Genomic DNA, 22285 nt, shown 5'->3' on the forward strand with positions numbered 1-22285 from the left:
TCTGAAACAATGGCGAGGAATTGCGACAAGATACGCCAAAAACACTGGCTCGTTTGTGGCAGCGGTGCAGATCCGCTGCACATACTTGTGGGCCTCGATCTTATGACGACAGTCCCTAGCTTCTTCTTCATTTTTTGTTCTCTTTATAAGTTGTTGTCCATCACAAGCCAACGAAGCATTCACCACTTCGACCGCAAGAAGTTAACATAAAACCAACAACCAACGAGACTCGCGTTGGTCATCTTCTGCTCAGGTTTGTGGCGAGAATCAAGGTTTTACGTCAACAAAGGGGCGCAAGGGTAACAACAGCGGAGGATTAACCAGACCCGACCAGACAGCGCTCGCCTTCACGACTAAAAAGCCGCCGCGATCTCGGCAAAGTGAGGTAATTGTCGGTAGAATGTCAGCCAACGCTTAAGGAGAACGTCATGATCGACCCGAAGAAACTGGAAGAGATCGCCAAGCAGGTACACAACTCCCTGCCGCCCGGCATTCGTAGCATGGGTGAAGAGGCCGAAAAGAAGATGCGTCAGGTACTGCAAGCCCAGCTGGGCAAGCTGGATCTGGTCAGCCGCGAAGAGTTCGACGTGCAGACCAAGGTGCTGCTGCGTACCCGGGAAAAACTGGCCGCCCTCGAAAGCAAGCTGGAGCAGCTCGAACAGCAGCTCGGCGCCAAAGGCGAATAACAAAAACCCCAGCTCGGCTGGGGTTTTTGTTATGTGCTGGTCAGCCGAATGGCTCAATCAAGCATGTAGCAGATGCCAGGCCCGTTTTCCCCGTGCCTTGGCTTCATACATGGCCCTGTCCGCCACGTCCAGCACCTCTCTTAACGACAATTCGGCCTCCCATAGAGCAATGCCGATGCTCATCCCGACCCGGAGCGGGCAATCGGGTTGCGGCACATAACGCTGTATCTCACTGATCAGCACATCGGCCAACTGGGCCGAGGTGTGACTCGATACCTCATGGTGCAGATGGACCACAAATTCATCACCACCATAGCGACCACAGAGTGCCGACGCCGGCATGATGCGCCGCAACCACTGCGCGATCTGCTGCAGCACCTGATCGCCACAGGCGTGACCCAACTGGTCATTGATCCCTTTAAAATCATCCAGATCGATAAACAGCAAAGCCCTTGGCCCCTGCGGCTTTAACTGCTTGAAGGCCTTGCCAAATCCCTGCCGGTTGAGCAGCCCGGTCAGGGCGTCGCTGTTGGCGCGCTCTGCCAGCTGTAGCTCATACGCCTTGCGCCGGGTGATATCGATATGGGAGCCCATGATCCGCAGCGGCTTGCCATCACCATCCCAATCGACGACCCGCCCCCGATCCCACAGCCAGGTAATCTCGCCATCCGGGCTGACGGTGCGATATTCGGCTTCATAGCAGGGAGCCAGCCCCTGCAGGTGGTCATGGTAGTGGGTTAGGGTGTGGCTACGATCATCAGGATGGAGCTTGGCACTCCATAGATCGAAATGAGGGGCCATATCTCCGGCCTGGAAGTTCTGCAGATTGAAGACCCGCAGCTCACCGGTGGGAATGGTGCCCTGCCAGAGGCAGATGCCGGTGCCATCGAGGGCGGCATTGAGCTTCTCTTGCAGCAGGTCATTTTCATGCTTTAGGGCAGCTATTTCAGCCTGCAAACGGGCACGTTCACCACCATGAAGAGAGGGGTTTGGCGTCGCGACCCATTCAGCACTTCGGGCCTCACCCACGACATCCTCTGCAGCTACCCTGCCCTCTTCACTCAACGCTACCCCGCCTTGTGCTATCACTTCGGATATCCTTACCCAGCCTGCTGATAATCACCGACCAAGATGCCACCAGCCACGGCTAATTAGTAGCCATTCATGTCAAAAATGACGAAAAATCATGGGATAACACCGAGTTCGTCGCGCCACGCCCGCTCACGATAACAACCCCGAAAAAAACAGCCCCCGGTCACACCGGAGGCTGCATCATCCAACCCTGCTGTTGGTCAGATAAATTCGTAGGCATCACCGAAGATGCGCTCCGGCTCGGCACCGAGGATCTTGAACTCCTCCCGCGCCGCCCCCGCCATCTCGAAACGACCAGCCACATAGATGTCGTAGTCGTGCAGACTGACGAAGTCATCCATGATCGCCTTGTGCACCAGCCCGCTCTTGCCAGTCCAGTCAGCCTCCGGCTCCTGCACCACCGGGATGAAGGTGAGCGGTGCGTAGTCGCGCTCCCACTGCTGCATCTGCTCCAGCTCGTAGAGCCAGTGAGCCTGACGTACGCCCCAGTAGAAGAACACCGGGCGCTTGCTACCCGTGTCGATCAGATACTCCAGAATGGAGCGGGCGTAAGAGAAGCCGGTGCCGCCCGCCATCAGGATCAGCGGACGGCGGGATTCATCGCGCAGGAACGCCTTGCCGGCCGGTAATTCGACCTCGATCTCGCCCTGCTCGCGCATCCGCGCCAGCACCTGACCGGCGTAGGCATTTTCGGGAGTGGCACCAATTTGCAGCTCCAGCACACCCGGGCGGGTCGGCGAGTTGGCGATGGAGAAGGGGCGCTTGTCCGAATCGCTCATCACCACCAGCAGATACTGGCCCGGCTTGAAGCTGATATCTTGCTGCGGCGTCAGAGCCACATGCCAGATGGTGTCGACATATTCGCGCAGTTCCTCTACGCGGCATTTGATACGTTGCATTCTTGTCCTTGTGGCGGGCTCGCTCGGCCCGCTTCGCTCATTGTTTCACTATGGAATGACGACCAGCAGCCCTGGTCCCGTCAGTCGAGAATACTCAAATCAGTGCGGATCGCATCACTTTTTGCAGCAAATGCCGCAAAGCTGCCATCTTTGGCTCAGCTAAGGATATTTAGCTCATCCCAAATGGTATCGATCTTCTGCTTCACTGCTTCGTCCTGCACTATGGGCTGGCCCCACTCACGACTGGTCTCACCCGGCCACTTATTGGTGGCATCCAGCCCCATTTTGGAGCCAAGGCCGGAGACCGGCGAGGCGAAGTCCAGATAGTCGATCGGGGTGTTTTCGATCAGAGTGGTGTCCCGTGCCGGGTCCATTCGGGTGGTGATGGCCCAAATCACATCGTTCCAGTCGCGGGCATTGATGTCGTCATCGCAGACAATCACGAACTTGGTGTACATAAACTGGCGCAGGAAGGACCAGACCCCCAGCATGACGCGCTTGGCATGGCCCGGGTAGCGCTTCTTGATGGTGACAACCGCCATCCGGTAGGAGCACCCTTCCGGTGGCAGATAGAAGTCGACGATCTCGGGGAACTGCTTTTGCAGCAGCGGCACGAACACCTCGTTCAGCGCCAGCCCCAGCACCGCGGGTTCATCGGGCGGACGGCCGGTGTAGGTACTGTGATAGATGGCATCCCGCCGCTTGGTCATATGGGTAATGGTAAAGACCGGGAACTCGTCCACCTCGTTGTAGTAACCGGTATGATCGCCATAAGGCCCTTCCGGCGCCATTTCACCCGGTTCCAGATAGCCTTCCAGCACGATCTCGGCGCTGGCGGGCACCTCCAGATCACAGCTTATCGCTTTCACCACTTCGGTACGGCTACCGCGCAGCAGACCGGCAAAGGCATACTCGGAGAGGGTATCCGGCACCGGCGTCACAGCGCCGAGAATGGTCGCCGGATCAGCGCCGAGCGCCACCACCACCGGGAATCGCTCGCCCGGATGGGCCTCTTGCCATTCGCGAAAATCGATGGCGCCGCCACGGTGATCGAGCCAACGCATGATCAATTTGTTCTTGCCGATCTTCTGCTGGCGGTAGATACCGAGGTTCTGCCGTTTCTTGTAGGGGCCACGGGTAATGGTAAGGCCCCAGGTAACCAGCGGCGCCACATCACCGGGCCAGCAGTGCTGGATCGGGATCTGGTCGAGATCGACCGCATCCCCCTCCAGCACCACCTGCTGGCAGGGGGCGGAAGAGAGCCGCTTGGTCGGCATGTTGAGTACCTGCTTGAAGATCGGCAGCTTCTCCATCAGCTCCTTGAGACCACGGGGCGGCTCAGGCTCCTTGAGATAAGAGAGCCAAACCCCGACCTGACGCAGGGCACCCACATTCGGCTGGCCCATCCCCATGGCCACCCGATCCGGGGTACCGAACAGGTTGGTCAGCACCGGCATGGTGTAGCCTTTGGGATTTTCGAACAGCAGCGCCGGGCCACCCGCACGCAGGGTGCGATCGCTGATCTCGGTCATCTCCAGATAGGGGTCTATCTCGCGAGTGATGCGCTTGAGTTGTCCGTTTTGTTCCAGCTGCGCGATGAAATCACGCAAATCCTTGTATTTCATGCAAGTTCCCAACCGGGTTCAGGAGGTTGTGCATTATAACCCTGGCCGCACATCGGGTGTACCCGTATCGGGTAACAGACTCGGGGCGATGGGAGGGGAGTCACGTTGCCCCAGACGCCTGACCAGCGCAGAGAGCAACAGAGGCTCGTCCACTTCCATCAACAAACCCGCCACCAGCGCACCGTATTGGCGGTTGGAGAGTTCCGCCAGCAGATAGCGTTGGGCCAGCTGCGGCAAGGGAGATAGCGCGCTCATCTGGCGCAGGGCGGGCTCCTTCAAATCAGGGTTAACACTGGCAGCAATCAATAGATCACTGGCCGCCGCGCCTTGATGGAAGTGACTGATGGTGGACAGTGCGATCAGCGCATCCTGATCCACCGGCTGGCGCCACAATCGGGCATAGAGTGCTGGCTCGCCGGTACGTTCCAGCAGATAGCGCAACAACTGGTTGTCGGGCAGATAGATATTCTGGCCCGCCAGCTGGCGGGCCTCCCGATCCCAGATCGATGGCGGCACTTTTGCAAGGGCCAGCAACAGGGCTTGCTGCTGCATGGCAAGGTCGGGGTTACGGCTGTAGTAAATGGATTTGAGCGCAAAGCTCCCCTGGGCAAGCTGCTGGTGATAGCTCACCACCAGCCGCTGTAGTTGCCATTGACCAAGCAACTGGCGGGCGCGGGCGGAAAAATCGTAGGCGGGTTGCTGCACCAGAAAACCGTCTACCTGCTGCTCCAGTAGCCACTGAGGAGCCTTGGCGGCCTGAGCCTCGACCCACTGTTGCAACTCGGGGGATGCAGGGGCGGTAAGCGGAATATCCCGCAGCAGTTGCAGCAGCAGGAACTCCCGCTGCTCGCGGCTCAGGGTTGCCAGCAGGGTGTCGATGGCAGCAAATTGCCCCTGTTGCAGACGGCTAGCCAGATAGCGCTGGTGCGTTTGCAGGGTCTCAACGGTCACCGGCAATGAGGCTGATGCCACTTGGGCATGGAGCGGCATGGCGAACAGCAACCCCAGCCAGAACCAAAAAATAGGTTTCATGACGTCTCTATCCTTGTGACATCGGGATTTCATACTACTAGGGCGACCGGAAAACAGATAAACAAAAACCGCGACCAGGGCCGCGGTTTCGTCATTTTGTGACCGGACTTACTTCTGCTGGCGCCGCATGGCGTCAAAGAACTCGTCGTTAGTCTTGGTGCCTGCCAACTTGTCGATCAGGAACTCGATGCTATCGATCTCGCCCATGGGGTGAATGATCTTGCGCAGGATCCACATCTTCTGCAGCTCGTCAGGCGCGGTCAGCAGCTCTTCCTTACGGGTGCCAGAACGGGTGATGTCGATGGCCGGGTAGATGCGCTTCTCGGCAATCTTGCGCGAGAGGTGCAGTTCCATGTTACCGGTACCCTTGAACTCTTCGTAGATAACCTCGTCCATTTTGGATCCGGTATCCACCAGCGCGGTCGCGATGATGGTCAGGCTACCGCCCTCTTCCACATTACGCGCGGCGCCGAAGAAGCGCTTGGGACGGTGCAGGGCGTTGGCATCCACACCACCGGTCAGTACCTTGCCCGATGACGGGATGACGGTGTTGTAGGCGCGAGCCAGACGAGTGATGGAGTCCAGCAGGATGACCACGTCCTTCTTGTGCTCGACCAGACGCTTGGCCTTTTCGATCACCATATCGGCGACCTGAACGTGGCGGGAAGCAGGCTCGTCAAAGGTAGAAGCGATCACTTCACCCTTCACCATGCGCTGCATCTCGGTCACTTCTTCCGGACGCTCGTCGATCAGCAGGACGATCAGTTCACAGTCCGGGTGGTTGTAGGCGATGCTCTGGGCGATGTTCTGCAGCAGCATGGTCTTACCGGCCTTGGGCGGTGCCACGATCAGGCCACGCTGCCCTTTACCGATAGGAGATGCCAAATCCAGTACACGGGCAGTGATGTCTTCGGTAGAACCGTTACCCCGTTCCATGCGCAGACGTTCGTTGGCATGCAGCGGTGTCAGGTTTTCAAACAGGATCTTGTTGCGGACGTTTTCCGGACGGTCATAGTTGACCTCGTTGACCTTGAGCAGTGCGAAATAACGTTCGCCCTCTTTCGGTGGTCGGATTTTGCCAGAAACGGTATCGCCGGTACGCAGGTTGAAGCGGCGAATTTGGCTCGGGGAGACGTAGATATCGTCCGGGCCAGCCAGATAGGAGCCATCTGCACTACGCAGGAAGCCAAAACCATCGGTCAGGATTTCCAGCACACCGTCGCCAAAGATATCCTCACCACCCTTGGCGTGCGCCTTGAGGATCGCGAAAATAATATCTTTCTTGTGCGCCCGAGCCAGATTTTCCAACCCCATGGATTCGCCAAGCTTGACCAGCTCGGACACAGGAGTGTTCTTTAATTCAGTCAGATTCATAGTGGTGAAAGTCTGTAAGCAAGGATTGAAATGGGAGGAGACAGTCTGCTGGATTGGTGCTGTTCAGATTTGACTTGCCAGCCAACTTTTGCAAAAGCGGGTCTGACAAAAAGGTTAGCAAACGAGCGATAAATTAGCACTAATCGGGATGAGCGTCTAGGTGATAAAACAGAAGGAGCGCATTATTGCAATGCGCTCCCCTTAGGTTATTACAGGTTGCCGTCCAGAAACTCTTTCAACTGAGTCTTGGACAGTGCACCGACCTTGGTCGCTGCCACTTCGCCATTCTTGAACAGCAAGAGGGTCGGGATACCACGAATGCCGTACTTGGGCGGAGTATCAGAGTTATGGTCGATGTTCAGTTTGGCCACGGTCACGCGACCTTCGTACTCTTGGGCAACTTCTTCCAGGATCGGGGCAATCATCTTGCACGGACCACACCATTCGGCCCAGAAGTCGACCAGGACGGCGCCATCGGCTTTGATTACATCTGCCTCGAAGCTGGCATCGCTCAGCTGAACAATCTTGTCACTCATCTCCAACTCCAGTCAGTAAATAAGGCTTTATTGATACGTCAACAAAGGCAATAGTTGCCCTATTTGAAATGATCCTGTTTATTAATGCAAGCCTAACCTGATAACCTACCGCCATGAGCAAAACACACTTAACGACCGAAAAATTCGCCCAAATGGGCCTCGAACCCGAAGTTCTGGCTGGTCTGGAATCAAAGGGATTTCACTATTGCACCCCCATCCAGGCACTGTCTCTGCCACTGCTGGTTGAAGGTCATGACCTCGCCGGTCAGGCTCAGACAGGAACCGGCAAGACCATCGCCTTCCTGGCCGCCACCTTCAACTATTTGCTAACTCACCCACTGACCACTCCCCGTCTGGTTAATCAACCCAGAGCCATCATCATGGCACCCACCCGGGAACTGGCAGTACAGATTTACAACGATGCCGACAGCATTGCTGCCTCTACCGGCCTGAAACTCGGCCTCGCCTACGGTGGCGAAGGTTACGACAAGCAGCTGGCTGTGCTGGAGCAGGGCGTCGACATCCTGATCGGCACCACCGGCCGCATCATCGACTACTTCAAGTCCAAGGTGATCGACCTGAGCAACATTCAGGTCGTCGTACTGGATGAGGCCGATCGCATGTTCGATCTGGGCTTCATCAAGGACATCCGCTTCCTGTTCCGCCGCATGCCTGCCCCGACCGAGCGTCTGAGCATGCTGTTCTCTGCGACCCTCTCCCTGCGGGTGCAGGAGCTGGCCTACGAGCACATGAACCACCCGGAACATGTGCAGGTAGAGCCAGAGCAGATGACCGGCGTACGCATTCAGGAAGAGCTGTTCTACCCCTCCAATGAAGACAAGATGCTGCTGTTGCTCTCTCTGATGGAAGAGGAGTGGCCAGAAAAAGCCATCGTGTTCGCCAACACCAAACATATCTGTGAAGACGTGCAGGCGTGGCTGGAGAATGACGGCCACCGCGCAGGTCTGTTGACTGGCGACGTGCCGCAGAAGAAGCGGATGAAGATCCTGGAAGACTTCACCAAAGGGACGCTGGACATCCTGGTCGCTACCGACGTGGCTGCCCGTGGTCTGCACATCCCTGACGTGACCCACGTCTTCAACTATGACCTGCCCGACGACGCCGAAGACTACGTGCACCGTATCGGTCGTACCGGTCGTGCCGGCAAGAGCGGTCACTCCATCAGCCTGGCCTGTGAAGACTATGCCTTCAACCTGCCAGCCATCGAGGAGTACATCCACCACGCCATTCCGGTCAGCAAATATGATCGTGAAGCGCTGCTGGATGATGTGACTGCGCCGAAACGTGTTGTTCGCAACCGCCAGCCGGTCAACCGCAACATGCGTGACCGTCAGGGTGGCAGCAACAACAGCAACAACCGTCGTCGTCCGCCGCGCAAGAGCTAAAGGACAGGCCCAGTTGCACAACTCGCCGCTCTATGCCGCCATCGACCTCGGCTCCAACAGCTTTCACATGCTGGTGGTGCGCGAGGTCGCCGGTGCCCTGCGCACCGTCACCAAGGTCAAGCGCAAGGTTCGCCTAGCTGCCGGGCTCGATCCGGAATTTCACCTCAACCGTGCCGCCATGGAGCGGGGCTGGGACTGTCTGCGGCTGTTCTCCGAGCAGTTGCAGGATATTCCGGCCGACAACATCCGGGTGGTGGGCACCGCAACCCTGCGCCTTGCCACCAACGTCGACGAGTTCCTCAGCGAAGCAGAACGGCTACTCAACCACAGCATCGAGATTATCTCGGGTGAGGAAGAGGCAAAAACCATCTACGAAGGGGTCTCCTGGACCTCTGCCGGAGAGGGCAACCGGCTGGTGATCGACATTGGCGGCGCCAGTACCGAACTGGTGATTGGCGAGCACAGCGAAGCGAAACTGCTCAACAGCCTGCACATGGGCTGTGTCACCTGGCTCAACAATCACTTCGGTGATGGCGAGCTGAGTGCAACGCGTTTCGAGCAGGCAATTGCCGCCGCCAAAGCGGTGCTGGAGAAGGTGGCGGAAGATTACCGCGCCCTCGGCTGGCGCACCTGCGTCGGCGCCTCTGGCACGGTACAAGCGCTGCAAGAGATCATGCTGGCGCAAGGGAAGAGCGAGCGGGTTACCCTGCCGAAACTACAGGAGCTGATGGGTCAGGCCATCGCCTGTGGCAAGCTGGATCGGTTACAGCTGGAAGGGCTGGCGGCCGAACGGCTGACGGTGTTCCCCTCCGGCCTCGCCATCCTGATCGCCATCTTTGAAACCCTGAATATCGAGAGCATGACCCTGGCGGGTGGTGCTCTGCGTGAAGGCCTGATCTACGGCCTGCTGGGCAACAATCACGACTGTGATGCCCGGGATCGCACCGCCGACAGCCTGATCAGCCGCTATCAGCTGGATAAAGAGCACGCCGAACGGGTGCGCGATACCGCCGTCGAAGCATTCAGCCAGCTACAACCGGGCTGGCGTCTCTCCAAACGTTATGGTCGCCCCATCCTTCGTTATGCCGCTTTGCTGCACGAACTGGGCCTCTGTATCGAGTACAAGAAGGCACCGCAACACGCGGCCTACATCATCGACAACATCGATATGCCGGGTTTTACCCCGGCACAAAAGAAGCTGTTGTCGGCCCTGCTGTTCAACCAGCGGGACGAATTCAAGCTGGAAACCCTGGAAAAACAGGGCGCAGTCACCGGTCGTCAGGCGATCCGGCTGGCCCGTATCCTGCGCATCTCGCTCATTCTCTGCATGCGCCGCACCCAGGGCACAGTGCCCAGCTTCACCCTGCAGGCCGAGGAAGAGTCACTGACCCTGACCCTGCCCAAGGGCTGGATGGATGAACACTACCTGCGCGCCAGCGAGCTACGCCTGGAAGTGGAACGCCAGCAAAAGATGGGCTGGCCAACCCGCCTGCAGGAAGCCTGATCCAGCAACTTGGCTGTTTTGGAGTCGATCATGCCGGATTATCAACCCATCAGCTGCGATCTCTACGACTGGCTCGAAATTGCCGCCAGCTGGCAACTGCCGGTGATCCTCACCAGTCGCGATGGTCGTCAGTGGGGTGACAAGATCCGCACCATAGAGGCCTGTGAAGGGGTCGAATATCTGCTGCTACACAGTGGTGAACGACTCAGTCTAGGGGAGCTGGCGACTTTAGGTCTAAGTTGGCAAGGGGAAGATAAGCTAATCCGCTTCGCGCCAACCAACTGAATCCAGTACAAAAAAGGAGGGCCAACATGACGTTGGCCCTCCTTTTTTGTATCCAGCATTCAAAGCGACAGTTAACCCGCCACCAGCGCCGCCATCACATAGACATCGAAACGGTTACCCTTGGTCTCGATGGCCATGCTGGGTTTGTGCTCATTGAGCCAGCCAGCATAGGCCGGGCGCTTTACCACCACCCGCTTGTTCGCCATCTTGAGTGCCGCAGGCAGCAGGGCATCCGCGTCGAGATCCGGCCCCACCAGCGACTGGAACACCCGCATCTCTTTTTTCACCAGCGCCGATTTCTGCTTGTGGGGGAACATGGGGTCAAGATAGATGACGTCAGGCCGCTCTGGCAGCGCCAGCAGGTTATCCACCGCTGGGCCTTGCAGCAGCTGCATCCGCTCGCTGACCCAGGGGCCAATCTCGGGATCCTGCACCGCCCGCGCCAGCCCATCCTGCAACAGAGCCGCCACCACAGGGCTGCGCTCGATCAGGGTCACCTTGCAACCAAGGGAGGCCAGCACGAAGGCATCGCGGCCCAGTCCCGCGGTAGCATCCACCACGGTCGGTGTGGCACCGGCCTTGAGCCCGACCGCCTTGGCGATAGACTGGCCACGACCGCCGCCAAACTTGCGGCGATGAGCCACCGCCCCTTCCACGAAGTCCACATAGACGGCACCCAGCTTGGGTTCATCCAGCTTGCGCAGTTCCAGTCTCTCTTCAGTCAGTACCAGCGCGAACGGGGCCACAAACTCCACCTCGGCAAGGCGTAGACGCAGGGCGTCGAGCTCGCCATCACGGGCGGGTACTTCACTGATAACCTGAATATGGGGCATAGGGAGCAGACTCATGACACGCGCAGAAGCGGCCATGATAACAGAAGCGCGGGATCAGCTCACGACCGTGAGGCTCATCCCCTGTTGATTGAGGGCGAGGTAATCGGTCAGGTCGTCATAGGCCAACGGGCGGCTGAGCAGGTAGCCCTGAGTGAAGGCACACCCCTTCTGACAGAGGAAGTTGAGCTGCTCGCGGGTTTCCACCCCTTCGATCACCACCTCCATGCCGAGGTTGTGCACTATGTTGATGATGCCGTCCAGCAGCAGCCGATCCTGCTCGTTGAAGGGGATGTGGCGTACAAAGGAGCCATCTATTTTGACCAGATCGACCGGGAAGGTGCGCAAGTAGTTGAGCGCCGAGTAGCCGGTGCCGAAATCATCGATGGCCAGCAGGCACCCCGCTGCACGCAACGCATCGATCCGCACCCTGTGCTGATCACTACTCTCCATCAGCAAGGATTCGGTAATTTCGATGACGATGTCGGCAGGATCAAGCCCGTAGTGCTGAATCACCTTGAGCCACTCGCTCGCCTCCGGATCTATGGTCTGGAACTCCAGGGTAGAGCGGTTGATCGACATCTGCAGCTGCGGAAAACCGGATTGCTGCAAGCGCGCCAAATCCCGGCACGACTGCCACAGCACCAGTGCCCCCAACCCCTGAATCAAGCCGGCCTCTTCCGCCAGCGGAATAAACTCGGCGGGGGAAACCTGTCCCCAGCGGGGATGATACCAGCGTACCAGCGCCTCCAGCTTGGCAACCCGCCCACTGCGGTTATCCCAGATCGGCTGGTAGGCCATGGTCAGCTGTTCCAGCTTGATCGCTTCAGCCAAATCCTGCTGCATCTGGTGGCGCTGACGTACCTCTTCCCGCATGGTCGCGCTGTAGGCACCCAGCAACCGCCCCTGCCGCTTTGCCGCAAACAGTGCCTGTTCGGCGTTGCGTAGCAGCTCGTCGCTCTCGCTGCCATCGACCGGACAAAGGGTCATGCCGATGGTCGCGGTGACATAGAGCTGCTGGTTGGCCAGCATAAAGGGACGGGCAAAGCTGCCGATCACCTGTTTGGCAAACACCTCCGCCTGACGGCGGGTGACGATACCGGGCACCAGAAAGGCAAACTCGTCGCCGCCGATACGGGCCACCATATCTTCGGTACGCACCCGGCTCACCAGTCGATCCGATACCTCCCGCAACAGGGCATCACCGGCCTGGTGATCCATGCTGTTGTTGACCGCCTTGAAGTTATTGAGATCGAGCACCATCAGAGAAAAGCGCTCGCCCCGCTCGCAAAAACGGCTCAAACAGCGGCTAAACAACCAGCGGTTGGGCAGGCTGGTGAGAGTGTCATAGTTTGCCTGGGCGGCGATCTTCTGCTCGGCTTGCTTGGTTTGGGAAAGATCGCTGAAAATGGCGATATATTGCTGTATTTTTCCCGCTTCACGCAGGGTACTTATCATCAACTGTTGCGGATAGAGCTTGCCGTTCTTGCGCTTGTTCCACACCTCGCCGCGCCACACCCCCACCCGCTCCAGCGCATGGTACATGTCGGCATAGAAGGTTTGATCGTGTAGCCCGGACTTGAGGATGCTGGGACGCTGGCCACGAGCCTCGTCTCCACTGTAACCGGTGATCTGCTCGAATGCCGGGTTGACCGAGATGATGCGGCTATCGGCATCACACACCAGAATGGCCTCGGAGAGGTTGTCATAGACCCGGTGGGAAAGTTTAAGCTGTTCGGCATGACGCTTGAGAGGATCGATATTCTCCAGCAGCACCATCAGGTAGTCCGGCTGTTGTTGCTCGTCAGTGATGAGGGTAACCGTGACCCGCCCCCACAGGATCTCCCCCCCTTTGCGCAGGTAACGCTTCTCCAGCGTAAAACGACTGCACTCACCGCGGTGAATTTGCTGGTAGCACTCGAGACTGCGTTGCCAATCCTCGGGGTGATTGATGTCAGAGATGGATCGCTGCAGCAGCTCGTCGAGAGAATAACCCAACATCCTTTCAATGGCCGGATTGGCCCAGAGGATCCGGCCAGTGAGATCCAGCTTGCCGATCCCCACCGGGGCCTCAAAAAGCATGCTCTGCAAAACTTGGGGGGCATCAGGCACAGGTTGCGGCAGCTGTCGCTGCAACAGCAACGCCAGCTCACGACCCGCCAGTGGCCCCAGCAGCCTGAGCAGGCCCATCACCCGGCCCATATCGGCTTGGGGCTGGCGATAGAGCAAACTGCAGACACCTATGGTCTCGCCGTCAGCATTCTTGAGGGCAATCCCGACATACGCCCGGGCTTGCCACTGGCGGGCAAGTGGCATCTCGGGGAATAGCTGTAGCAGACGATCGCTGAACCAGGCCTCGCCCTCCTGCCAGGTAATAGCATCAGGGGTGGTCGTCAGCTGCAGCGTCAGGGTATCGGGGTCAAGGGAGGAGGGATAGGCCGCCTGTACCGTCAAGTGGGTGTCATTGAGCGCCCCACTGGAGATCAGGACGACATCAGCCATCACAGCAGCGGCGATTTCACTCACAAAAGTATCGAAATATCCCCGCCCGCTCGAATGAGCCAGACTGGAGATGATTTGATAGACGGAATCGAGAGCTCGCCTCATGGCAAGTGGCTTTCTCACCTTGACTGATTAGAACACGACTCTACTGAAGAGCCGCAGGCAGTGCAAATATGCAGTCAGCAAGATATTAAAAAGACTCGAAAAAAGGGACCATAAGGTCCCTTTTTGTCGCACCAGTCACAAATTGACCCTACAAGGTCACAAATATGTACCTGCTTGAAGCTCACCCCGGTTCTGGAGGAGAGATTTCACGCAGCGATCCCGCTGTGGCGCAGCAGGGCATCCACCTTGGGCTCGCGGCCACGGAAGGCACGGAACAGCTCCATTGGCTCTTTCGAGCCCCCCTTCTCCAGAATGTGCTTCAGGAAGGATTGGCCGGTGACCGGATTAAAAATCCCCTCCTCCTCGAAGCGGGAGAAGGCGTCAGCAGAGAGCACTTCAGCCCACTTGTAGCTGTAATAACCCGCCGCATAGCCACCGGCAAAAATGTGGGAGAAGCTGTGCTGGAAGCGGTTGAACTCGGGTGGCGTCATGACCGCCACCTGACTGCGCACTTCGGCCAGCAGGCTAGGGATCTGATCCGGGTTGGCCGGGTCAAATGTCTGATGCAACCGGAAGTCGAACAGAGAAAACTCCAGCTGGCGCAGCATCTGCATCGCCGCCTGGAAGTTGCGGGCCGTCAGCATCTTCTCCAGCAGATCGGCAGGCAGCGGCTCGCCGGTCTCATGATGACCAGAGATAAAGGCCAGCGCCTCGGACTCCCAGCACCAGTTCTCGAGGAACTGGCTCGGCAGCTCCACCGCATCCCAGGCCACGCCGTTGATCCCGGCGACACCGGCCACGTCGATGCGAGTCAGCATATGATGAATACCGTGACCAAACTCGTGGAACAGGGTGACCACTTCGTTGTGGGTAAACAGCGCTGGTTTGCCATCCACCGGGCCGTTGAAGTTACAGGTCAGATAAGCCACCGGCTTTTGCAGCGAGCCATCCTGACGGTAACGACGACCCAGGCAGACATCCATCCAGGCGCCACCCTGCTTGTGTTCGCGGGCATAGAGATCGAGGTAGAAGCTACCACGCAGCTCGTCTTCGGCATCGAAGATGTCGTAGAAGCGCACGTCCGGGTGCCAGGTATCGATGCCGAGACGCTCGCGCACCTTCATGCCAAACACCCGCTTCACCACTTCGAACAGCCCCTTCACCACCTTGCTGGCGGGGAAGTAGGGGCGCAACTGCTCATCGGAGATGGAGAATTTGTGCTGCTTGAGCTTCTCGGCGTAATAGGCGAGATCCCAGGCGGCCAGCTCGCTCTGACCATGTTGCTCGGTGGCGAAGGCGCGGATCTCCTCCAGCTCGGCTTTGCCTTGCGGCAGGGATTTGGCCGCCAGATCGGTGAGAAAGCTCACCACCTGTTCGGTCTTGTCCGCCATCTTGGTCGCCAGCGACAACTCGGCATAGTTGGCAAAACCAAGCAGCTGGGCCAGTTCGCGGCGCAAGGTGAGCAGCTCGCTCATGATGGCGGAGTTGTCCCACTTGCCCCCGTTGGGGCCCTGATCCGAGGCGCGAGTGGTGAAGGCCTGATACATCTCGGCACGCAGTTCGCGGTTGTCCGAGTACATCATCACCGGCAGGTAAGAGGGGATATCCAGAGTGAACAGCCACCCCTCTTTGCCCTTGAGTTCGGCCATCTGACGGGCAGCAGCCCGCACGCTGTCGGGCAGACCGGCCAGTTCGGCTTCCTCGGTCACCGGCTTGTGCCAGCCCTGGGTGGCATCCAGCACATTGTTGCTGAAGCGGGAGGCCAGCTCGGAGAGACGGGCCTGAATTTCGCCGTAACGCTGCTGCGCCTCGGCAGGCAGACCGATACCGGAGAGGCGGAAATCGCGCAGGGTATTGAGGATTTCCTTGCGCTGGGCGCAGCTCAGCAGCGGGAAGTCATCGCTTTGGGAGAGGCCAAGATAGGCTTGATAGAGCCCTTCATGCTGGCCGACATAAGTCTGGAACTCAGAGAGCAGCGGCAGGCAGGCATCATGTGCCACTCGTAGCGCTTCGCTGTTAAGGACGGAATTAAGGTGGCTGACCGGTGACCAGATCCGAGCCAGACGGTCATTGACCTCTTCCAGCGGGGCAATCAGGCTATCCCAGGTGTGGGTTTCATTCTGGGCCAGCACATCGCTGATCTTCTGCTTGCAGTCAGCGATCGCCTGCACCACGGCAGCTTGCACCTGCTCTGGCTGGATCTGGCTGAAAGGGGGCAGTGCATCCATTGTCAGCAAAGGGTTATTCATCCCGGTTACCTCTTGTTAGGTCTTGAACAGACCGCTTTATCAGCTCTGTATGGTTTTCTAACATGTGGGCAACCCATGCAATAATCAAGCTGGAATCACACTCCAGCCCCCTTTTTGCCATCCGCCTCACAACCGGGGTGCCGCCAGCTCGCCGGGGGCCACCTCGCGTCAGCTAATGACACAGGCCGCAGCCCTTGTTCCCCATCATTCCCGTGCTACTGATAGGCATGCCACCGGTGGCGAGCATCAGGGTAAATCCCTCACCAACCCTATGGCCATCTGGGTTCCCCCCTCTTCGAACATCCTGTTATTTAAACAAAGACCCTCTGGAACACTTTGAATTATTAACTTTTTCCAAAATGTGACATACAGGAGAGCGCGTTGATTAATTTATCTTCCCTCTCCTACCATATGCGGCTAATTTGGGGGGCCACTTGATTGTCTGTGCCACACAGAGGTCGGGTGAAAAAGGCAAGGTGGCTCGAAAGGCCACCACGCAAAGCCACCGGTCTAAGGGATTTTCCTATGACAGCGGAGCTGCCCCCGAAGCCCATCCCCTGATGGGCCTCCTTTTGCAACGTACGGAGCAACAATGAACAAGTTCAAACTCTCCCTGCTGGGCTGCCTGATCGGCGCCACCAGCCCCATGCTGCACGCCGCCAGCGCAGGCCAGAACATGGTCAACCCGCAATCTGGTGTAGTGGTCGGCTACTGGCACAACTGGTGCGGCGGCGCTGGCTACAAGGGTGGCGTCGCCCCCTGCGTCAAGCTGGATCAGGTCAACCCGCAATACAACGTGGTCGATGTCTCCTTCATGAAGGTTTATGGCGGCAACCCGATCCCGACCTTCAAGCTGGATACCGGCACCGGTATGAATGAAAGCCAGTTCATCGAACAGATCGCTGAGCTGAACCGTCAGGGCCGCGCCGTGCTGCTGGCACTGGGTGGCGCCGATGCCCACATCGAACTGCGCACCGGCCAGGAGCAAGCCTTCGCTGACGAGATCATTCGTCTGGTGGAGACCTACGGTTTTGACGGTCTGGATATCGATCTGGAGCAAACCGCAGTCACCGCTGCCAACAACCAGACCGTGATCCCGGCCGCCCTGCGCATCGTCAAAGATCACTATCGTGCCCAGGGGAAAAACTTCCTCATCACCATGGCACCGGAGTTCCCCTACCTGACCGCCAACGGCCTCTACACCCCCTATCTGCGGGCGCTGGAAGGTTACTATGACTGGATCAACCCCCAGTTCTACAACCAGGGTGGCGACGGTATCTGGATCGACGGCTTCGGCTGGATTGCCCAGAACAACGATGCCCTGAAAGAAGAGTTCATCTACTACATGGCGGACTCGCTGATCAACGGCACCCGTGGCTACTACAAGATCCCCCACGACAAGCTGGTATTCGGCATCCCGACCAACATCGACGCCGCCGCCACCGGCTACGTCACCAATCCGCAAGATCTGTTCGATGCCTTCAACAAGCTGAAGAGCCAGGGCCAGCCCCTGCGCGGCGTGATGACCTGGTCCATCAACTGGGACATGGGTCGTAACGCCGCCGGTCAGGCCTACAACGAATCCTTCATCAAGAGCTACGGCCCCTTCATCCACGAGCAGGAGATCACTCCGCCGATCGACAACGGCAAGCCGGTGTTCAGTGGCGTGAGCGATAGCCGCATCAAGCAGGGCACCGCCTTTGATCCCATGGCCGGTGTCAGCGCCAACGACAAGGAAGATGGCGACCTGACTGGCCAGATCCTGGTGGAAGGTTCGGTAGACAACCAGCGCATCGGTCTCTACCCCCTCACCTACAAAGTGAGCGATCGTGACAACAACGTCACCGAACAGCTGCGTAGCGTCGAAGTCTATAGCATGAAGCCGGTATTCAGCGGCGTCACCGACACCACGCTGGAGCTGGGTACCCCCTTCGATCCGATGACCGGTGTCAGTGCAAATGACGAAGAAGATGGTGACCTGACTGCCCAGATCAAGGTCAGCGGCAGCGTCGACAGCAACAAGGTCGGTCGCTACACCCTCACCTATCAGGTGACCGACAGTGCCGGTCAGCTGGTGACCCAGCAGCGCAACGTGACCGTCAAGGAGCAGGGCGCTATCTGTGAAAACGGTTGGGATGCCAAGAAGGTCTACGTCGGCGGCGACATCGTCAGCCACAACGGCAAGAACTGGCTGGCTGGCTGGTGGACCCAGAACGAAGAGCCAGGTACCACAGGTGACTGGGGTGTCTGGAAAGTTCAGGGTGACAGCGACTGTGACGGTGGCAACAAGCCGCCAGTGATCGACAGCAGCGACTTCACCGTCGGCGCCATGGCCAGCGAGTACACCATAGTCAACGGTCAGGTCAGCATCCGTTTCAACGTGACCACCGCCAACCCGGTACAGATCACTGCGACCCTGGAGCAGAGCGGCCGCAGCCACGGCACCACCAGCAGCAAGGTGAATGGCACCAGCTCGCTGGTACTGCAAGGCAGCAACGTCACCGATGGCAGCTATGAAGTGGTGATCAGCGGTCTGGCTGACGGCCAGAAGCCGGTGGTACAGCGCTTCCCGGTCACCCTGGCTGAAGAGAGCGACAACGGCGGCAACGATGGCGACTACCCGGCCTATGCCCCCAACACCAGCTATCAGGCCGGTGATCGGGTCAGCAACGCCGGTGGCAACTTCGAGTGCAAACCCTGGCCGTACAGCGGCTGGTGTGGTGGCTCTACCAGCCACTATGCACCGGGTACCGGCTCTGCCTGGAGCGATGCCTGGACCAAGCTGTAATCAGCCGGTCATAACCAAGAGGGAGCCGCGGGCTCCCTCAGCCACTCGCATCAACCGCGACTGGCACCGCCCGGAGTTATCTCCGGGCTACATTCATAACGAAAGAGGGGAGCCATCGGCTCCCCTCTTTGCTATCCGTTACACGCTCGGTCACGTCTGCTTAACGGGCATCTTCCTTCAGCCACTGCGCCACGCGCTTGGCGAAATAGGTGAGGATGCCGTCGGCCCCGGCCCGCTTGAAGCAGAGCAGGGACTCCATGATGCACTCCTTCTCTTTCAGCCAGCCGTTCTGGATCGCCGCCATGTGCATGGCGTACTCACCACTAACCTGATAAGCGAAAGTCGGCACGCCAAACTGATCCTTCACCTGACGGATCACGTCCAGATAGGGCATGCCCGGCTTGACCATGACGCTGTCAGCCCCTTCCTGAATATCCAGCGCCACTTCGTGCAAGGCTTCGTTGCTGTTGGCCGGATCCATTTGATAGGTGGCCTTGTTGCTCTTGCCGAGGTTACCGGCGGAGCCGACCGCATCGCGGAACGGGCCGTAGTAGCAGGAGGCGTACTTGGCGGAGTAGGCCATGATCTGGGTGTTGATGAAGCCGTTCTCTTCCAGCGCGGCGCGGATGGCACCAATGCGGCCATCCATCATGTCGGACGGCGCGACTATGTCGACTCCGGCCTCGGCATGGGAGAGCGCCTGCTTGATCAGGATCTCGGTGGTGATGTCGTTCAGCACATAGCCTTCGTCATCGATGATGCCATCCTGACCGTGGGTGGTGAACGGATCGAGCGCCACGTCGGTGATCACCCCCAGCTCCGGGAAGCGGGCCTTGAGGGCACGCACGGTGCGCTGGGCCAGTCCGTCCGGGCTGTAGGCCTCTTCCGCCATCAGGCTCTTGCTCTGAAGCGGGGTGACCGGGAACAGGGCGATGGCGGGCACGCCCAGCTCTACCAGCTCGGCAGCCTCCTCCAGCAGCAGATCGATGGAGAGACGCTCCACCCCCGGCATGGAGGGAACGGCTTCCCGGCGGTTCTCCCCTTCCAGCACAAACACCGGATAGATGAGATCGTTGACGGTCAGTACGTTCTCGCGCACCAGACGACGGCTGAAATCATGTTTGCGCACTCGGCGCAGGCGGCGGCCCGGAAAGGCGCCCGGAAGAGTTGTAGCCATGAATCACTCCTGGAGAGGAAGTTGGAAGAACGCGGCGGAGGTGGCCCGGATGTGGGCCAGCAAGGCCTCGGGCGCTTCACCACGACAGGCCGCCACCACTTGGGCGATATGCGGCAAAAAAGCGGGTTCGTTACGTTTCGGGCGGGGTTTCAGATCCCGTGGCACCAGATAGGGGGCATCGGTCTCGATCATCAGCCGACCGGCCGGAATGCGGGCTACCTGCTCGCGCAGCAGCTGACCGCGCCGCTCGTCACAGAGCCAGCCGGTCACCCCGATATGCAGTCCCAGCGCCAGACACTCGTCCAGTTCTTCATCGGAGCCGGTGAAGCAGTGCAACACAGCCCCCGGCAGCTTCGGCAACCAGGGGCGGAGGATCTCGATGAAACGGGCGTGCGCATCACGACAATGCAGAAACACCGGCATCCCGAGCTCGGCGGCCAGTGCCAGCTGGGCGTCGAATACCGCATCCTGTACCGGACGGGGGGAGAAGTCGCGGTTGTAGTCGAGGCCACACTCACCAATGGCCACCACCTGCGGCAGCGCCGCCAGCTCGCGAAGGGCGGGCAGGGTCGCCTCATCGACACTCTTGGCATCGTGAGGATGGACCCCTGCGGTGGAGAAGCAGTAGCCCGGCCAGCGGGCGGCAAGCTCGGCGCTGTCGCGGCTGCCAGCCAGATCCGTACCGGTGAGGATCAGTGCTTCCACCCCGGCGGCGCGGGCGCGGGCCACCAGTTCAGGCTGCTCACCGACGAACTGGCTGCTGGTCAGGTTTAAACCGATATCGATCATGGGATAAGACGTTCCGAACAAAAGGAATACATATCAGGTATTTGAAAACCATCTACTCGATGGGCCAACACCATACGCCTCGAACGGGAGCATGAAAAGAGGAAGGGAGCCTCAGCTCCCCTCGTTCTGCTATTCCTGCGGACTTCGTCATCCTCTCGCCGTCCGGCAAAAAGGTGACGAACAGAGCCTCAGCTCTCCCCATCCGGTTGTTCCTGTTGCTCTTCATCCTCTTTCTTCACATAGAAGCGGGCGAAGAACAGACCTACCTCCCACAGCGCCCACATCGGGATGGCGAGCAGGGTCTGGGAGAAGACATCAGGCGGCGTCAGTAGCATGCCGACCACAAACACCCCGACGATGACGTAGGGACGCTTCTCCTTCAAGCTTTGCGGCGTGGTCACCCCGGTCCAGCACAGCAGTATGGTGGCCACCGGAATTTCGAACGCCACCCCGAACGCGAAGAACAGGGTCAGTACGAAGTCCAGATAGCTGGCGATGTCGGTCGCCACCGTCACGCCGACGGGGGCGGTACTGGTGAAGAAACCGAACACCAGCGGGAACACCACGTAGTAGGCAAACGCCATCCCTGCGTAGAACAGCAGGGCTGTCGAGACCACCAACGGCATAATTAAACGCCGCTCATGCTGGTACAGACCGGGGGCAATAAAGGCCCAGGCCTGATAGAGCAGATAGGGGATCGCCACGAAGAAGGAGACCACCAGAGTCAGCTTGATCGGTGTCAGGAAGGGGGTCGCCACATCCGTCGCGATCATGCTGGTCCCTTCCGGCAGCTGGCTGAGCAGCGGCTGGGCCACGAAGTCGTAGATGTTGTTGGAGAAGTAGATCAGTGCGATAAACACGATCAGGATGGCCGAGATGGATCGCAGCAAGCGGGTTCTCAGCTCAACCAGATGGCTGATCAGGGGTTGCTCGGCCAGACTCATGGCTTCACCTCCCCTTTCACTGCTGACTCGCCGACTGGCACAAGTTCGCTCTCCCGCTGGCTATTGACCGGCGGCACGTCGCGGCTCAGCTGCACCGCAGGCTCCACCGGCGTGGCAGGTTCAACCTGGGCGACCGGCTCGGGGCGCGGCGGACGGATCTCGTTCTCCACCTGATAGGGGCGATTGACCGACTGGGCCGCCGCCTTGAGCTGTTCGATGGACTCCTGCAGCTCAGGACTCAAGTTACTCATCTGCAGCTGTTCCGCCTTCTTCAGATCGTTGTGCAGCTCTTGCAACTTGAGCTCCTGTTCCAGCTCGGACTTGACCGAATTGGCGGTCGAACGAATGAGGCGGATCCAGTGGGTAGCCGTGCGGATGGCAACTGGCAGCCGCTCGGGCCCCAGTACCACCAACGCCACCACACCGATAACGACCAGCTCCCAAAAACCGATATCAAACATG

18 protein-coding genes, 1 pseudogene and 1 riboswitch are annotated in these 22285 nt (G+C 58.9%); of the genes and pseudogenes, 6 read left to right on the forward strand and 13 right to left on the reverse strand.

The annotated features are described in order from the left end of the window. Both CF137_RS17560 and ubiK read left to right on the forward strand, forming a co-directional pair. A pseudogene (locus CF137_RS17560) lies at positions 1 to 106 on the forward strand (IS5/IS1182 family transposase); the annotation flags it as partial. Positions 107 to 428: 322 nt separating this feature from the next. Continuing rightward, the gene (ubiK, locus tag CF137_RS17565; protein WP_139720683.1) at positions 429 to 686 is read left to right on the forward strand and encodes a ubiquinone biosynthesis accessory factor UbiK; all 258 of its coding nucleotides are present in this window, start codon (positions 429 to 431) and stop codon (positions 684 to 686) included. A gap of 57 nt (positions 687 to 743) precedes the next feature. Here the strand turns inward: ubiK and CF137_RS17570 are convergent, their stop codons facing one another. From CF137_RS17570 to trxA, 6 genes are all read right to left on the reverse strand, one after another. Then, on the reverse strand, positions 744 to 1775 hold the full coding sequence (locus CF137_RS17570) for a sensor domain-containing diguanylate cyclase (RefSeq protein WP_240038566.1): 1032 nt from the start codon (positions 1773 to 1775) through the stop codon (positions 744 to 746). Between the two features lie 203 nt (positions 1776 to 1978). Beyond that, complete coding sequence (gene fre, locus CF137_RS17575) at positions 1979 to 2677, reverse strand: NAD(P)H-flavin reductase (RefSeq protein WP_139720685.1); 699 nt, start codon at positions 2675 to 2677, stop codon at positions 1979 to 1981. Between the two features lie 155 nt (positions 2678 to 2832). Continuing rightward, a complete protein-coding gene (gene ubiD / locus CF137_RS17580) occupies positions 2833 to 4302 on the reverse strand; it encodes a 4-hydroxy-3-polyprenylbenzoate decarboxylase (protein WP_068979265.1) in 1470 nt (489 codons plus the stop codon). Positions 4303 to 4335: 33 nt separating this feature from the next. After that, positions 4336 to 5334: a hypothetical protein gene (locus tag CF137_RS17585; protein ID WP_139720687.1), complete on the reverse strand. Its 999-nt coding sequence runs from the start codon at positions 5332 to 5334 to the stop codon at positions 4336 to 4338. Positions 5335 to 5442: 108 nt separating this feature from the next. Further along, complete coding sequence (gene rho / locus CF137_RS17590) at positions 5443 to 6708, reverse strand: transcription termination factor Rho (protein WP_042021112.1); 1266 nt, start codon at positions 6706 to 6708, stop codon at positions 5443 to 5445. A 209-nt stretch (positions 6709 to 6917) separates the two neighbouring features. Beyond that, positions 6918 to 7244 (reverse strand): thioredoxin TrxA, encoded by a 327-nt coding sequence (gene trxA, locus CF137_RS17595; RefSeq protein WP_005339416.1) that lies wholly within the window; start codon positions 7242 to 7244, stop codon positions 6918 to 6920. A 113-nt stretch (positions 7245 to 7357) separates the two neighbouring features. On the opposite strand from trxA, the gene rhlB reads away from it, so the two are divergent. The 3 genes from rhlB to CF137_RS17610 are packed head-to-tail and all read left to right on the forward strand — an operon-like array spanning position 7358 to position 10439. After that, positions 7358 to 8650, forward strand: a complete 1293-nt coding sequence (rhlB, locus tag CF137_RS17600; protein ID WP_042021114.1) for an ATP-dependent RNA helicase RhlB — start codon at positions 7358 to 7360, stop codon at positions 8648 to 8650. 13 nt (positions 8651 to 8663) lie between these two features. After that, on the forward strand, positions 8664 to 10154 hold the full coding sequence (gene gppA / locus CF137_RS17605; protein WP_139720689.1) for a guanosine-5'-triphosphate,3'-diphosphate diphosphatase: 1491 nt from the start codon (positions 8664 to 8666) through the stop codon (positions 10152 to 10154). Positions 10155 to 10184: 30 nt separating this feature from the next. Next, positions 10185 to 10439 carry a Rho-binding antiterminator gene (locus CF137_RS17610; protein WP_139720691.1) on the forward strand — a complete coding sequence of 85 codons (255 nt, stop codon included), beginning with the start codon at positions 10185 to 10187 and terminating at the stop codon, positions 10437 to 10439. 71 nt (positions 10440 to 10510) lie between these two features. Here CF137_RS17610 and CF137_RS17615 read toward each other — a convergent pair whose 3' ends face one another. The 3 genes from CF137_RS17615 to prlC all read right to left on the reverse strand — a co-directional run bounded on the left by CF137_RS17615 (position 10511) and on the right by prlC (position 16125). Beyond that, a complete protein-coding gene (locus tag CF137_RS17615; RefSeq protein WP_414731111.1) occupies positions 10511 to 11272 on the reverse strand; it encodes a class I SAM-dependent methyltransferase in 762 nt (253 codons plus the stop codon). Between the two features lie 54 nt (positions 11273 to 11326). Continuing rightward, a complete protein-coding gene (locus tag CF137_RS17620) occupies positions 11327 to 13876 on the reverse strand; it encodes a putative bifunctional diguanylate cyclase/phosphodiesterase (RefSeq protein ID WP_101319010.1) in 2550 nt (849 codons plus the stop codon). A 206-nt stretch (positions 13877 to 14082) separates the two neighbouring features. Then, positions 14083 to 16125 (reverse strand): oligopeptidase A, encoded by a 2043-nt coding sequence (gene prlC / locus CF137_RS17625; RefSeq protein ID WP_139720693.1) that lies wholly within the window; start codon positions 16123 to 16125, stop codon positions 14083 to 14085. Between the two features lie 460 nt (positions 16126 to 16585). Beyond that, positions 16586 to 16670: riboswitch (cyclic di-GMP riboswitch) on the forward strand. 47 nt (positions 16671 to 16717) lie between these two features. Here prlC and CF137_RS22405 point away from each other — a divergent pair. Continuing rightward, a complete protein-coding gene (locus tag CF137_RS22405; protein WP_139720695.1) occupies positions 16718 to 18913 on the forward strand; it encodes an immunoglobulin-like domain-containing protein in 2196 nt (731 codons plus the stop codon). A 160-nt stretch (positions 18914 to 19073) separates the two neighbouring features. Here CF137_RS22405 and hemB read toward each other — a convergent pair whose 3' ends face one another. From hemB to tatB, 4 genes are all read right to left on the reverse strand, one after another. Further along, complete coding sequence (gene hemB, locus CF137_RS17635; RefSeq protein ID WP_139720697.1) at positions 19074 to 20090, reverse strand: porphobilinogen synthase; 1017 nt, start codon at positions 20088 to 20090, stop codon at positions 19074 to 19076. Between the two features lie 3 nt (positions 20091 to 20093). Beyond that, positions 20094 to 20879, reverse strand: a complete 786-nt coding sequence (locus CF137_RS17640; RefSeq protein ID WP_139720699.1) for a TatD family hydrolase — start codon at positions 20877 to 20879, stop codon at positions 20094 to 20096. A 188-nt stretch (positions 20880 to 21067) separates the two neighbouring features. Then, positions 21068 to 21823 (reverse strand): twin-arginine translocase subunit TatC, encoded by a 756-nt coding sequence (gene tatC, locus CF137_RS17645; RefSeq protein WP_101323234.1) that lies wholly within the window; start codon positions 21821 to 21823, stop codon positions 21068 to 21070. Further along, entirely contained in the window at positions 21820 to 22284 is a 465-nt protein-coding gene (tatB, locus tag CF137_RS17650) for a Sec-independent protein translocase protein TatB (RefSeq protein WP_139427931.1), read from the reverse strand. Before tatB ends, tatC begins: the two co-directional genes overlap by 4 nt. Between the last annotated feature and the right edge of the window lies 1 nt (position 22285).

This window comes from Aeromonas sobria (assembly GCF_006243315.1).
Lineage (GTDB): Bacteria > Pseudomonadota > Gammaproteobacteria > Enterobacterales > Aeromonadaceae > Aeromonas > Aeromonas sobria_A.

What these genes read in the sequence shown, in the direction of transcription:
- ubiK (WP_139720683.1), top strand. Translation starts at nt 429, where the DNA reads ATGATCGACCCGAAGAAACTGGAAGAGATCGCCAAGCAGGTACACAAC.
- rho (WP_042021112.1), bottom strand. Translation starts at nt 6,708, where the DNA reads ATGAATCTGACTGAATTAAAGAACACTCCTGTGTCCGAGCTGGTCAAG.
- rhlB (WP_042021114.1), top strand. Translation starts at nt 7,358, where the DNA reads ATGAGCAAAACACACTTAACGACCGAAAAATTCGCCCAAATGGGCCTC.
- CF137_RS17615 (WP_414731111.1), bottom strand. Translation starts at nt 11,272, where the DNA reads ATGCCCCATATTCAGGTTATCAGTGAAGTACCCGCCCGTGATGGCGAG.
- CF137_RS17610 (WP_139720691.1), top strand. Translation starts at nt 10,185, where the DNA reads ATGCCGGATTATCAACCCATCAGCTGCGATCTCTACGACTGGCTCGAA.
- CF137_RS17585 (WP_139720687.1), bottom strand. Translation starts at nt 5,334, where the DNA reads ATGAAACCTATTTTTTGGTTCTGGCTGGGGTTGCTGTTCGCCATGCCG.
- hemB (WP_139720697.1), bottom strand. Translation starts at nt 20,090, where the DNA reads ATGGCTACAACTCTTCCGGGCGCCTTTCCGGGCCGCCGCCTGCGCCGA.
- fre (WP_139720685.1), bottom strand. Translation starts at nt 2,677, where the DNA reads ATGCAACGTATCAAATGCCGCGTAGAGGAACTGCGCGAATATGTCGAC.
- ubiD (WP_068979265.1), bottom strand. Translation starts at nt 4,302, where the DNA reads ATGAAATACAAGGATTTGCGTGATTTCATCGCGCAGCTGGAACAAAAC.
- trxA (WP_005339416.1), bottom strand. Translation starts at nt 7,244, where the DNA reads ATGAGTGACAAGATTGTTCAGCTGAGCGATGCCAGCTTCGAGGCAGAT.
- prlC (WP_139720693.1), bottom strand. Translation starts at nt 16,125, where the DNA reads ATGAATAACCCTTTGCTGACAATGGATGCACTGCCCCCTTTCAGCCAG.
- tatB (WP_139427931.1), bottom strand. Translation starts at nt 22,284, where the DNA reads ATGTTTGATATCGGTTTTTGGGAGCTGGTCGTTATCGGTGTGGTGGCG.
- CF137_RS22405 (WP_139720695.1), top strand. Translation starts at nt 16,718, where the DNA reads ATGAACAAGTTCAAACTCTCCCTGCTGGGCTGCCTGATCGGCGCCACC.
- CF137_RS17640 (WP_139720699.1), bottom strand. Translation starts at nt 20,879, where the DNA reads ATGATCGATATCGGTTTAAACCTGACCAGCAGCCAGTTCGTCGGTGAG.
- CF137_RS17620 (WP_101319010.1), bottom strand. Translation starts at nt 13,876, where the DNA reads ATGAGGCGAGCTCTCGATTCCGTCTATCAAATCATCTCCAGTCTGGCT.
- tatC (WP_101323234.1), bottom strand. Translation starts at nt 21,823, where the DNA reads ATGAGTCTGGCCGAGCAACCCCTGATCAGCCATCTGGTTGAGCTGAGA.